The following is a 12843-nucleotide window of genomic DNA, read 5'->3' as shown; positions in this document are numbered from 1 at the left end:
CATGAAAAAAGATATTAAGAAATTTATTGAAAAGCGATCTATGCCATCACTAGTGGAGCAGCGCAACAATTTATTAGATGAAATGGACAATTTACTAAAGGGTGCGAAAGAAGAAACTCGCGCACTAACTGACCAGGAATCAAATCGTTTTGATGAAATCAAAAAAGAAATCGCTGGACTTGATAAAACGATCACAGCATTGGATGAAGCACGTTCTTTAGATAAAAAAGAACCTGCTAAACAAGCTGAACAACGAACACCAGAAGAAGCTGAAACGCGCGCTTTCGATAACTACATTCGTGGTTTAGTGGAGGAACGAGCAGATGTTAATTTAACAGTAGGTGCAAATGGGGCCGTAATTCCTTCTAGCATTGCCAACAAGATCATTCAAAAGGTATACGATATTTCACCAGTTTATCAATTGGCAACTCGCTATAATGTAGGCGGCACATTAAGTATTCCATACTATGATGAATCTGCAGGAACAATTGAAATGGGATATGCTGATGAATTTGCGGAATTGGAATCTACTAGCGGTAAGTTTGGTTCAATTGAGTTAAAAGGTTTCTTAGCAGGCGCATTAAGTAAAATATCTAAATCACTCGTTAATAATTCACAGTTTGATCTTGTATCATTTGTAGTTGGAAAAATGGCTGAATCAATTGCTAAATGGATTGAAAACCAATTGTTAAATGGTACACCTAACAAGGTAACAGGGCTTTCAACAGTTACGCAAAGTGTGACAGCAGCAGCTGCAACAGTTTTAACAGCTGATGAATTAATTGATGTGCAAGAAGAAGTACCTGACGCTTTCCAGGGCAATGCAATTTGGATTATGAACAAAACAACGCGTAAAGCTATTCGTAAATTGAAAGATGGACAAGGTAACTACCTGTTAAACAAAGATGCTACCGCACGTTGGGGCTATACTTTATTAGGTAAAGATGTGTATACATCTGATAATATGCCAGGAATGGAGGCAGGTAAAACGGCTATTTTCTATGGTGATATGTCAGGTCTAGCGGTTAAACTTGCTGAAAATGTTTCTATTGAAATCCTCCGTGAAAAATATTCAACTCAACATGCTATTGGAGTTGTTGGCTGGATTGAAATTGATGCTAAGGTTGAAAATGCTCAAAAAATCTCTAAATTAGTTATGAAATCAGCGTAGGGGCTATACTCTACGTTTTTTTATTGGGGGTGACAGGATGAAAGTAAAAGCACTTGTAAGCTTTTCGGGTAGGGTCACAATGTCTAAAGATGAAGTGAAAGTGTTATCGAAAGAAGTTGCAGAGGACTTGTTACAGGCTGGCCATGTCGAGGAAGTTGTTACGAAAAAGCAGGTGAAAACCGATGCAGGTTAGTGAAATTACGCCAGGTGAGCTGGCTAAATATGCGCGAGAAGATGAAACAGATACGGAAATCCTTTCAACTTTTACGCTTATTCTATCGGCTGTAAATGCCTATATAAAAGGCTATACAGGGTTATCAGATGAACAGTTAGACACCAAAGAGGATATTTCAATTGCTGTTTTTGTACTTGCAAATGAAATGTATGAAAATCGTATCTTTACAGTGAAGGATAACAACGTAAATAAGGTTGTTCAATCCATTTTAGATATGCACTCTATTAATTTACTTTGAGGTGAGATGATGAATCCTGGAGACTTAAGACACAGAATAGAAATCCTCACTAATCAAAAGGCGAAAAATGAACTGGAAGAAACCATTTATAAGTTTCTACCTGTAAAAAAAATATGGGCTGCAATCATTCCGCAAACTGGCTCGCTACAAAAGCAAGTAGCTGATACGATCCTAACGAATGTTACACATAAAATTATTGTTCGATATAACGCTGGCAAAGACATTACAAAGGATATGCGTATCAAATATAAGGATCATGAGTTTGAAATCAAATATGTTCTCAATCCTTATTTTAAGAATGAAACGCTTGAAATCTTTGTTCAGGAGGTGTTGAAGTGAGCATTCAAATGAACGGTTTAACCGACTTTCAAAAGGATTTATTTGATGTTGCAACAAAGGATTTACCTAATGAGGCACCAAAACTAATGCGTAAAATAGGCTCGAAAGCCAGGACTACCGTAGCTAAGAAATCTCGTAGCCTAGTTAAAAAGAAAACAGGTAGGTACCACAAGAAGTGGAAACGAGGAAAAGTCTTTGTCGGCTATAATGGCAATTTAGTTGTACGTGTTTATAATTCATCACCACACGCCCATTTGGTGGAGGATGGTCATTGGATGGTAGACCATGATGGCAATAGGACGGGTGAATTTGTTCCAGGTAAAAAACCATTGGACAAAGGTATGAGAGAATTTGAAACCTCAGGCGATATTGAAGTTGAAACCGTGAAATGGCTAGATGAATTGTTGAGGAAAAAGAAACTATGATTACATTTAAACAGATAAAAACAACAATCAATAAAAAGTTACAATCAAATTTTGATATGGATGTTTCAAGTAAAGCAGCAAATGAAGGTTTTACACGGCCATCATTCAAAGTGGAATTAGATAATGTGAAGCGTGAAGGCCATTTGACACAAGTTGAAAGGGCTTGTACGGTTCGCATTTTTTATTTTCCTAAAGATGAAAATGATTACTCGATTGAGTTATTAGATGTTCAGGAAACACTAGGTAATCTATTTGATCTTAAATTCACAATTGAGGATCGCCATTTAGATATAAACGAACCGAATTTTGATGAAATAGATGGCGTGCTGCAGTTTGAATTTGATCTTCAATTCTTTGATGGTCGTGAATATGAAAATGAAGACGTTGGTTTCGAAGATGAAATAAAAAATGGCAAAGATTTTTATGAAAAATATCCAATTGAGCTTATGGGCGAATTGGTTGAGGAAGGGGATTAAACAATGGGCCTACCGCAAATTAATATTGAGTTTATTGGTAAAGCCGATACGGTTATCACGCGTAGCCAGCTAGGAATAGTTGCTTTGATCTTAAAAGATGAAGTGCAGACAGCTGATACAGTGATTTACAAAAGCTTTGATGAAGTAAAAACAAATGAATGGTCTCGGGCAAACCTGGATTACATTCAAAAAACATTTATCGGAACACCAAGCAAAGTAATTATTGAGCGATTGCCAACAACTGCAGAGAATTACACTGACGCATTGCAACGCCTAAATAATAAACGCTTTAATTACTTGGCCATTCCAGGCATTAAGGACGCTGATACAGCTGCTATTGAATCTTGGATCAAGAAAAAACGTGTGGAGAAAAAGACTTTCAAAGCAGTATTACCTAACACCTTAGCGGATCATGAAGGGATTATAAATTTCACAACTACAGGAATCAAGGTAAAAGAAAAAGAGTACACAACATCTGAATATACATGCCGAATTGCTGGCATTTTAGCAGGTGTGCCATTTACTCGTTCATCCACTTATTACGAGCTACCCGAAATCGATAGTATTACAGAAATTGAAGATCCTGATGAAGCTGTTGATAAAGGCGAACTAATTCTTATTAATGACGGAGAAGTCATTAAAATTGGACGCGGTGTAAATAGTTTAACGACACTTACAGGGGTGAAAACGGAAGACTTTAAATCAATCCGTATCATGGAGGTACAGGACATGATGAAAGACGATATTCGGACAACCTTTGATAAATATTACATCGGTAAATTAAACAATACCTATGATAACCAGGTACTATTTTTACAGTCTATTAATGTTTATTTTTCAGGCTTAGGAGATCAAGAAATACTAGATCCTAAATTCGATAATTTAGCAGAAGTTGATGTGAAAAAACAACGTGCCGCATGGGAGAAAATCGGTGTTGATACATCTGATTGGGACGATCAAAAAGTGAAGGAAAGAACCTTTAAGCGCAACGTATATTTAGGTGGAAAAGTTAAAATCGTTGACGCTATGGAGGACTTAGATTTAGATATTGCGATTTAAGGAGGGGAACAGATGAGTAAAAAATTCAAACCTAATCAAGTGATCAACGGTACTTATGGCAGCGTGTGGGTAAACAATGAAAAATGGCTAGATGTTGAGGAGTTCGAAGCTAAAGTTTCTATTGATTACGAAGATGTAAACATGGCAGAAGATCCAGCCACACACAAAAAAATGACAGGTTGGACAGGCGAAGGCTCTTTGAAAGTGAAAAAGGTTTATAGCCGAGGAGCGAAGTTATTAGCGGTTGATGTTAAAAAGGGTAAGGTACCTGAGGTTAGTCTTGTGGGTAAACTTGCCGATCCTGACGCTTTCGGTTCTGAGCGTATAGCTATCAAAGAAGTAACTTTCAATGAATTCATGTTAATGCAATTTGCACAAAAAACAATTGGTTCAGAAGAATTACCATTTAACTTTGCGGACTATGATCCAATTGATTTAATTGGCGCCTAAATAAATATAACGGAGGAAACATAAATGTCTAAAAAAACTATTAAAAGATTATCAGTTACGGATTTATTAAAGGAAAAAGAAAAATACCAGGTAAAGGACGATGTCACTGAGACAGTGATTGTAGAGCGTTTAGGCGTTGAAGTTGTATTGCGTAAACCTGAAAAATCTTTATGTGTAGATACAATGAAAATGACGCGAGACGAAAACAACGATACAGACGCAGACGAATACATGGTCTATAACACAATGGTGGAACCTGATTTAAAAGATCCTGAATTACAAAAGGCATACGGAGGCACATTGCCTACTGATGTTGTTTCTAAAATCTTTGAACCTGGTGAGATTGCTCAATTGTCAGAGGTTGCTTTCGAGCTTGCAGGATACAAAAAAGGCGGCGTTAAAGCGATAAAAAACTAATTGATAGTGATGATGATTTTTATTTTCTTCATCACTACACTCAAAAAGGCCGTAAACTTGATGAACTGTTAAATTTACCTTATGATGAAAAGCTATTTATGACAGCGAGTATGGATAAGGAATTAGAAGAAAGAAACAAATATATGAAAGCTGGAGCGTTGATTACAATACCGTTCTAGCTTTTTTCTTTTGTAAAGGCGGTGAGGAATTGGGAAACAGGGTTATATCTGCAGTTCTTACCTTGCAAGACCGTGATTTTTCTAGCAATTTAAGACGTGCTAGTGATCGAGCTGATGATTTCGGCCGAGGTATCACAAGAGTGGGGAACCATATTCAACGCTTTGGACAAGGTGCAACAAGGATTTTTAAAACGGTTGGTGCTGGTGCAGCGGCTTTAGGTACTGCAGGAGTTGCGGCATTTGGGGCAAGTGTCGGTAAAACCGTCTTGGATATGGGTAGCTCGCTGGATATGTTACAGGCTCAGACTGGCGCAACTGCAGAACAAATGGGCGTGTACGGAAATGCAGCTAAAGAAGTTTTTAGCAAAGGTTATGGGGAAAACATCGATGAAGTCACAAATTCATTAGCGCGTGTAAGACAAAATATGAAAAATATTGATAATGGGGAACTTGGCAAAGTCACTTCTAATGCAATGTTGCTAGCAAAAACGTTTGATGGTGATGTGAACGAGGTCACTCGCGGCACAAACAATATGATGGAGGCCTTTGGAATCTCAGCAGATAAGGCGTTCGACTTATTTACTGCAGGTGGTCAACGAGGATTAAACTTCTCTAATGAAATGTTTGACAATGTAGCTGAGTATTCATCGTTATTTGGGACAATGGGCTATAGTGCAGAAGAATATTTCGGCATTATGGAACGAGGCGCGAAAGCTGGCGTTTATAACCTGGATTACGTAAATGACGTCATGAAAGAGTTTCAGATCAGGGTTAAAGATGGCTCGAAGTCAACGGATGAAACATTCTCAGCCATGAGTAAATCGACATTTGACCTTTGGGAAAGTTTTAACCGTGGCGAAGCGACTGTAGCCGAGGTTGCGAGTGCTGTTACAGCCGAGTTAAAAGGAATGGATGACCAGGTAACAGCCAATCAATTAGCTGTTTCACTATTCGGTACAAAATGGGAAGACCTCGAAGCAGGGGCCATGTATGCAATGCTTGGTTCAAAAGACGCCATGAAGGATTTTGAAGGAGCGACAGATTCAGCGGCCGCCAAAGTGGAAGGAAGTCTAAAAAACAGGCTAATTTCATCATGGCGAGAATTGCAGGTAGGAATAGCCGATGTTGTAAACGGTGCAGGAGCACAAGAGTTTTTACAGGGCGTTGCACAAAAAGCTGATGAATTGGTTCCTAAAATTCAAGGGATTGTACAAAAAGCCTTTGAATTTGGCAATACAGTAAGAGAAAATTGGGGACCTATTAAAGAAACGCTTATTGGTGTTGGTACAGCTGCAGGGATTGTGGCAGCAGGAATGGGGACATTGAAAGTCATTTCAACTGTTACAACTATGGTCCAGGGTTTTAAAACAGCAATGGGCCTAGCGACAGCCGGACAGTGGGCCATGAATACGGCCATGCTTGCCAGTCCTTTGACTTGGGTAGTTATCGGCATAGCTGCAGTAGTTGCGGCAGGTGTCTTGTTATATCGAAATTGGGATACGGTTAAGGCAAAAGCAGGCGAGTTGTGGGCCACGACAAAAGAAGTATTCGGAGGCATTTATGATTGGGCTGCTCAAAAAATACAGCCTGTTACAGGCTTTTTTAAGGGATTGTATGACAAGTTTATCAGCTTTAAAAATGCAATCCTAAGCTTTCAACCGCCTGAATGGGTTTCAAAAATTGGTGGTGCTATTGGAAAGGCTGCAGGTTCTGTAGGTAAATTCATTTCGGGATCACATGCCAGCGGTTTAGATCGTGTGCCCTATGATGGTTACATAGCTGAACTGCATAAGGATGAAATGGTCATTCCGGCTCGACAATCTGAAAGGATTCGTGCAGCTGGTGGATCAATAGATAATGTGGATCAAATGGTGCAGCCTTCACCTGTTGCGGTAGCAAGTCCAACACCTGGGGGAAGTACTTCACAGGCTACACCTGCAAATAGTGGCGGTGTAAATATAATCATTCAGAACTTAAACGCTAAAGGTATTACAGCAATGGAAGTAGTTAATGAAGTAGTACCGTTACTTAAATTAAGATACGCCAATTTATAAGGGGGTTGAATAGATGGACATATTTTTAAGTATCAATAATCGTGAACAGGTTATTCAACTTCCTATCGTACCGTCAGAATTTAAGATAGCAAGTCCTCTAAATCATGAAACCTATACGACTATTAATCAAGGCGATATTAAATTGATTGGTCAAAGAGGGTTGAAGTCATTGGCATTTGACTCTTTCTTTCCGTCTAAGGCATACCCATTTTCACGGAACAACAAATATTTGGGGTGGGAGTATTATGAAATCATCCAATCATGGATTGATAGACGAGTCCCGATTCGATTAATCATTACGAATACACCCATTAATATACCTGTTGTCATCGATAACTTTGAGGCAGGCGTGCAAGATGGATCAGGTGATGTTTATTATACGCTCGCTTTATCTGAGTTTAAGTTTATTAATCTCAATAAAAAGAAGGTGAAATGATGGCCCACGAATTATGGTTAATCAAGGGTGATACCAAGATAAATATTACACCAATGATAGGTACCTTAACCTGGCGTAGTAACATTGATGAACTAGGAGACGAACTAAATTTTAGTATTGCGTTCAATGATACGAAACATTTTCCTAAGAATCCTTGTGACATAGGGGATATGGTAGTTTTACTTAATAATGGTAAAGAGATCACACGCGTAATTATTGTAGACGAGCTAAAAAGTGGCACTTCACCTATCGCTTACATTGGGTTTGATTATGCCTTTTACTTAAATAAATCCACAGCTGTATATCAATTTAAAAAACTATCTGCAGACGCATGTATCAAGAAAATCCTGAAAGATTTTAACGTGCCAATTGGTAATATTGTTTCAATCCCTAAATCCATTTCAAAAATCTTTAACGAGAAAAAAGTAAGTGAGATTATCAAAGAAATTCTAACGGCTGCAGAGCAATCGTTAGGCGTGAAATATCTCATGGAAATGCGCCAGGGCAAACTATACATTGAAAAGCAAAATAATGTAGTGGTTACTGGAACCTTTCAACTCTTTGGCGGTGGCACATCCTACGATATTAATTCGGTTATTATGAAACCTTCTAAAAAGCGTAGCATTGTCGACATGATTAATACGATTCAGGTCGTTGGAAATAATGACAAAGTAGTTTTGCAGAAGTCAGACACGAAAATGGTCAACAAATACGGTCGTCTGCAGAAAGTCGTGAAACTGGATCAGAAAGAAAAAAAGAGTGCTGCTAAGGTAGCCGAAAATGAGTTAAAACAATTATCAAAAGTTGTAGAAGAAAACAGCGTAGAATTAATGGGAAACGATAATTTCAGAGCTGGCCGACTGTTTAAATTAGAAGAACCAGTGACAGGCATTAAGGGCACTTTTCTTATTAAAGACGTGCTTCATACAATCAGCAATGGGATTCATACCATGAAACCTAGTTTAGAGGTGAAGTAAATGGATGCTTTGACGGAACTAGCTATTCTTATTAAAGGTGGCCAAGATCCCACAACAGCAAATGCCGCTAAATCTATGACAACTGGAAAAGTCATTGCGCCTCCGCCTAACACGAATATACAGTTAAACGAAACAATCACTTTAGATAATGAACAATTAATATTTACTGAAACGGTTGTTACTAAAGGCTTGATAAATGGTGATGAAGTTATTTTAATTCCAACAGCTGATGAACAAATGTATTTTGTGATCGATAAGGCGGTGAAGTTTGATGTTACCTAAGATTACAGAACTAGAATTTAATACACAGGAAAACGAAACGGACTTGCCACCACTAGGTAAGTCTTTTTTATATGACTTTGATAAAGGCGACTTTGTGATTCGTAATGGGAAGATGGTTGCCATTCATGGTCTTGAAACATTAAAGCAATGGATCATAAAAGTCTTAAAGACTGAGCGCTTTCGATTCAGGATTTATAAAGATGAAAATTACGGTGCAACACTGGACGATTTAATAGGTTCTAGCTTGCCGCGCGCTTTTATAGAGGCAGAAATCAAACGAGAAGTTACTGCAGCATTATTGGAACATACGCACATTCAAGAAGTACAAGAGTGGCAATTTGAGCGTGATGGAAAATGGATGCGGATAAAATTTAGAGTCGTTACTGTAGAAGGGGCATTTGATATGGATGAACAGTTAAAGGGGGTGGCGGCTTAAATGGAAGATGAAAAACTTATTCATGATCGCATGATGTCCGGCATTAATGACGAGTACGACAAGGCAAAAGGGGAGTTTATTTATGATGTAACAAAGCCTGCAGCTGTTGAGTTTGCAAATCAGCAAAAGATGATTGCGGAAGTACAAGATAAATTGGACGTTGAAAAATTAACAGGTGATGAATTAACACGTACCGTATATCAACGAACAGGACAAAGCCGAAAGTTGGCCACGCAAGCGACAACGACTGTCATAGTATCGGGTGCAGCTGGAACGATTGTAAGAACTGGCGAAATAGTAGGTACTGACACCATTTTATTTACAGTAATTGAAGAAGTAACACTTAATGAAAGTGGATTAGCTCATGTCAGAATACAGTGTAACGAGTTTGGCCAAATAGGGAATGTGCCAGCTAATACAATTAAACACTTCCCTGTATCGATTCCTGGCTTAATCAATGTGTACAATCCTGAGCCTGTTGTGGATGGCTATGATGCGGAAACGGATAACGATTTACGCCAACGATATTATGACAAGCTGCAGCGCCCAGGTAAGGCAGGCAACAAATATCATTATCGTGAATGGGCCTTAGAAGTGACAGGCGTTGGTGATGCAAAGATATTCCCTCGCTACAATGGCCCACTATCAATGAAAGTAGTTGTAATCGATGCGAATAAATTACCTGCTAATGATGAATTAGTGCAAAAAGTATATGACCATATATTAGAGCAAATGCCTTTTGGGGTAGAAGATTTAAACGTTATAGCAGCTATTGGTGTACCAATTAATATTTCAGCTTCTTTGAGTTTAGCGGATGGATACACCGAACCAATTGTTAAGCAATATATAAAGGAAAATATGATTGAATATCTAAAAGAAATTGCTTTTAAAGCATCCTATGTTAGCTATGCAAAAACAGGTAGTGAAGTTATCGATAGCGAGGGCGTATTAGATTATCAGGATTTATTAATCAATGGATCAACTGCTAATGTGGTTATTCCTGATGATGGGGTGCCAGTAATGGGAGGTGTTAATGAATGAATCACATGACAGTCTATTTGAAAAATAAAGTTCTTACGGACAATTTAAGGACAACAACAGTATATGTAGCCCTCTTTAACAATGATGTTGAAGTAAACACAGCGAGTTATGCGAGACAGCAAGGGATATTTGCAACACCCACAGATGGTCAAACTTCTAATAACATAGATATTTTATTTCCTATTGCTACAGAGTCGTGGGGAGATATTTCACACATCGGCATTTTTGACGCAAAAACAGGTGGCAATTTGCTGTTTAAATCGCAAGCCGAATTTACAAAGAATATCGATGTATCAAGCCAATACAAGATACCTAAAAACTATTTGATTGTTCGTTTGAAGTAGGTGAGTAACTATGCACGCTATACCACAATCAGAATGGGGTCAAGCTGCAGTCTTTACCTGGGGTGCGCTGAAAGCTCACCAATGGGAATGCTTTAGACTTGCCCTGATGATTACAGAAACAGAGTTACAGACACAAGGCGTAACCGTGGCAACGTCAGGTAATTCCCTGAATGAAGTTATAACAGAGCTGCAGCCGCAAGGTGTTAAAGTAGTACAATCACCTATCATCATGCAGACACAAACAGAAATGATTACAAGTATTGTTGTTTCAACGCGAGATTATTTCACGGACATGATTAAGCATTTACCACTGTATGAGCGTAAATCAACGATTTTCAGGGCTGTTTTAACCTCAGATGATAAAGAGTTCCGAAACACTGAACAACAGCTAGAAATAGCCGAGCGTAACCTTTTTGTGGACACAGCTATTGAAGCCTTACCAATCTATGAACGTGATCTTGGTATTAAACCAAATAGCTCATTACGTTATGACCAACGTAGAGAGCAAATTATTTCACGTAATAGGGCGAGCTTTGACCAAACTACTAAAGCAACTATTAAAGCTGTAGCAGCTGCTTATAGCAATGGGGAAGTAGAGGTAAACGCAACAGATACGCCAGGAGTTTACGAGATACGTTTCGTTGGTACTAGGGGTATACCTGACAACATAGAAGGATTAATGCAGGCGATTGATATTATTGTTCCTGCTCATTTGCAGTTTAACTATGTGTATTCTTTCAATACGTGGGGCTTTGTAAGTGACCGCACTTGGGAAGATGTAAGTAAAATAACTTGGGAAAATATAAAAATATGGGATGAGGTGATTTGATGCAACTTACGCCAAAATTAAATTTAAAAAAGCCTGATTTAACAGACAGCATAAATGTCCAGGATCTAAACGACAACATGGATGTATTGGACACTGCAGTAAGTGAATTGCAGGAGGGAAGTGCATCGATTCCTGATTTAGAAACAAATGATAAGACGCTAGCAGGGGCGATTAATGAGATTAAACAAACGGTTAATGATGTTGAAACAAATGCTAAAGAGTATACGGATCAGCAGACTGCAGCTATTGACACGGCTTTGAAAACCCATAAGGACGATATTACTAGCCATAACTACTATGCGACAGCCGTAGGGGGCACGGTTAACAATATCACAGCCACAATTAATGCTGATATTACATCCTACAAAAGCGGGTTATGCGTCACTTTCTATAACTCTTTAGGTGCTAATGCTAACGGTCAAGTAACAATTAATGTTAACGGTCTAGGGAATCGCCACATCGTCAAAACTAACGGGTCAGCTTCATGGACACCTGGCGAGTTCCCTTATAATCAGTATGTTACCGTCCGAATACTGCCAAACAACGGAAATTTTCTATTACAAAGTGAAAGCGGGGAGATAGGCACACAGTCTTACCGAGAGTTTAACACAGCTGGTAGTTATACTTTCACTGTTCCACAAGGTGTAACGCGTATTTTAGCTAAAATGTGGGGCGCTGGTGGTGGCGGTGGCGGAGCGCAACACAGTGACAAGTATGGCGGCGGTGGCGGTGGAAGTGGCGGTTTCAAAGAAATATTGTTGTGGGTTAAACCTGGTCAAACATTAACTGTCAATGTAGGAGCTGGCGGAGCTGGCGGGAACGGGGTTCTCACTAGTGGTTTTACAGCCAGTCCAGGTTCAGCCGGAGGCACTACGTCCATACTAGGTGCTCAATCTCAAAACTTTTATGCACACGCTGGAGGAGGCGGGACGGGTGGTAGAGCCGACGGCGGCGGTTATGGTGGTTATGGTGGTTTGTTTGAAGCAACAGGAACTACAGGCGGTATAACAAGTGGCGTACCAATGCCGTGGATTAGTAAATCACAAGCCCTAACCATCGCTTACGCATCCACACTACAGCGGTCTTTCGAGGGTGGTTTCGGATGTTACACCATTAGTATGTGGGGTGGTGCGGGTGGTACATCCCCTAGTGATTGCGCCCCTGGTCTAAGTCCAGGTCAAAGTTCTCAAGGTGGCGCTTATTATGAGTCTGGAAATCCCGCGCTTCAAACATATGCAATGTGGAATGGTGGACGCGGAGGCGCAGGGAATGGAGGATCGGGAAGCAACGGTGTAAGTACCATAGCCGCAGGTTCGCGAGCAGGTGCAGGAGGCGCGGGAGGTAATACTAACTCAACGGGCACTATTAATGGCGGTAAAGGCGCAGACGGTCTCGTTATCTTATCGTGGTAACTTACTCCCTAAAATAAATGTATAGCGGGCACAAAAAAGGAGG

The 12843-nt window shown here is 39.5% G+C and carries 18 protein-coding genes; all 18 read left to right on the top strand.

Translation table 11 applies throughout. The annotated features are described in order from the left end of the window. The first annotated feature begins 1 nt into the window (after window position 1). The 18 genes from C9J29_RS04200 (at window position 2) to C9J29_RS24095 (ending at window position 12800) form a co-directional block, all read left to right on the top strand. Window positions 2–1171 (top strand): phage major capsid protein, encoded by a 1170-nt coding sequence (locus tag C9J29_RS04200; protein WP_107921678.1) that lies wholly within the window; start codon window positions 2–4, stop codon window positions 1169–1171. 37 nt (window positions 1172–1208) lie between these two features. Further along, complete coding sequence (locus C9J29_RS24180) at window positions 1209–1364, top strand: hypothetical protein (protein WP_164908756.1); 156 nt, start codon at window positions 1209–1211, stop codon at window positions 1362–1364. Continuing rightward, window positions 1354–1644 carry a head-tail connector protein gene (locus C9J29_RS04195; protein ID WP_107921677.1) on the top strand — a complete coding sequence of 97 codons (291 nt, stop codon included), beginning with the start codon at window positions 1354–1356 and terminating at the stop codon, window positions 1642–1644. The genes C9J29_RS24180 and C9J29_RS04195 overlap by 11 nt, the downstream gene beginning before the upstream one ends. Before the next feature lie 9 nt (window positions 1645–1653). Further along, entirely contained in the window at window positions 1654–1983 is a 330-nt protein-coding gene (locus C9J29_RS04190; RefSeq protein ID WP_107921676.1) for a phage head closure protein, read from the top strand. Further along, window positions 1980–2408, top strand: coding sequence for an HK97 gp10 family phage protein (locus C9J29_RS04185; RefSeq protein ID WP_107921675.1), 429 nt, complete (start codon window positions 1980–1982; stop codon window positions 2406–2408). Before C9J29_RS04190 ends, C9J29_RS04185 begins: the two co-directional genes overlap by 4 nt. Further along, window positions 2405–2884, top strand: a complete 480-nt coding sequence (locus tag C9J29_RS04180; RefSeq protein WP_107921674.1) for a phage tail terminator family protein — start codon at window positions 2405–2407, stop codon at window positions 2882–2884. The genes C9J29_RS04185 and C9J29_RS04180 overlap by 4 nt, the downstream gene beginning before the upstream one ends. A 3-nt stretch (window positions 2885–2887) precedes the next feature. Beyond that, complete coding sequence (locus C9J29_RS04175) at window positions 2888–3943, top strand: phage tail sheath subtilisin-like domain-containing protein (RefSeq protein WP_107921673.1); 1056 nt, start codon at window positions 2888–2890, stop codon at window positions 3941–3943. 12 nt (window positions 3944–3955) lie between these two features. Continuing rightward, entirely contained in the window at window positions 3956–4393 is a 438-nt protein-coding gene (locus C9J29_RS04170; RefSeq protein WP_107921672.1) for a phage tail tube protein, read from the top strand. A 24-nt stretch (window positions 4394–4417) separates the two neighbouring features. Next, the gene (locus C9J29_RS04165; RefSeq protein WP_107921671.1) at window positions 4418–4810 is read left to right on the top strand and encodes a phage tail assembly chaperone; all 393 of its coding nucleotides are present in this window, start codon (window positions 4418–4420) and stop codon (window positions 4808–4810) included. 208 nt (window positions 4811–5018) lie between these two features. Further along, on the top strand, window positions 5019–7043 hold the full coding sequence (locus tag C9J29_RS04155) for a phage tail tape measure protein (RefSeq protein ID WP_107921669.1): 2025 nt from the start codon (window positions 5019–5021) through the stop codon (window positions 7041–7043). 13 nt (window positions 7044–7056) lie between these two features. Then, window positions 7057–7479, top strand: coding sequence for a hypothetical protein (locus C9J29_RS04150; RefSeq protein WP_107921668.1), 423 nt, complete (start codon window positions 7057–7059; stop codon window positions 7477–7479). Beyond that, the gene (locus C9J29_RS04145; protein ID WP_107921667.1) at window positions 7479–8456 is read left to right on the top strand and encodes an XkdQ/YqbQ family protein; all 978 of its coding nucleotides are present in this window, start codon (window positions 7479–7481) and stop codon (window positions 8454–8456) included. The genes C9J29_RS04150 and C9J29_RS04145 overlap by 1 nt, the downstream gene beginning before the upstream one ends. Further along, window positions 8457–8738 carry a DUF2577 family protein gene (locus C9J29_RS04140; RefSeq protein WP_107921666.1) on the top strand — a complete coding sequence of 94 codons (282 nt, stop codon included), beginning with the start codon at window positions 8457–8459 and terminating at the stop codon, window positions 8736–8738. Continuing rightward, window positions 8728–9174: a DUF2634 domain-containing protein gene (locus C9J29_RS04135; protein ID WP_107921665.1), complete on the top strand. Its 447-nt coding sequence runs from the start codon at window positions 8728–8730 to the stop codon at window positions 9172–9174. Before C9J29_RS04140 ends, C9J29_RS04135 begins: the two co-directional genes overlap by 11 nt. Continuing rightward, the gene (locus C9J29_RS04130; protein WP_107921664.1) at window positions 9175–10215 is read left to right on the top strand and encodes a baseplate J/gp47 family protein; all 1041 of its coding nucleotides are present in this window, start codon (window positions 9175–9177) and stop codon (window positions 10213–10215) included. Further along, window positions 10212–10559 (top strand): phage tail fiber protein, encoded by a 348-nt coding sequence (locus C9J29_RS04125; RefSeq protein WP_107921663.1) that lies wholly within the window; start codon window positions 10212–10214, stop codon window positions 10557–10559. The genes C9J29_RS04130 and C9J29_RS04125 overlap by 4 nt, the downstream gene beginning before the upstream one ends. A 10-nt stretch (window positions 10560–10569) precedes the next feature. Beyond that, on the top strand, window positions 10570–11388 hold the full coding sequence (locus tag C9J29_RS04120) for a putative phage tail protein (RefSeq protein ID WP_107921662.1): 819 nt from the start codon (window positions 10570–10572) through the stop codon (window positions 11386–11388). Next, window positions 11388–12800 (top strand): glycine-rich domain-containing protein, encoded by a 1413-nt coding sequence (locus C9J29_RS24095; RefSeq protein WP_128472311.1) that lies wholly within the window; start codon window positions 11388–11390, stop codon window positions 12798–12800. Before C9J29_RS04120 ends, C9J29_RS24095 begins: the two co-directional genes overlap by 1 nt. Window positions 12801–12843 lie beyond the last annotated feature (43 nt).

The organism is Lysinibacillus fusiformis (assembly GCF_003049525.1).
In the GTDB taxonomy this organism is placed as follows: domain Bacteria; phylum Bacillota; class Bacilli; order Bacillales_A; family Planococcaceae; genus Lysinibacillus; species Lysinibacillus fusiformis.
The sequence above is the reverse complement of the archived record's forward strand: the minus strand, read 5'-3'. Positions and strand labels throughout refer to the sequence as shown.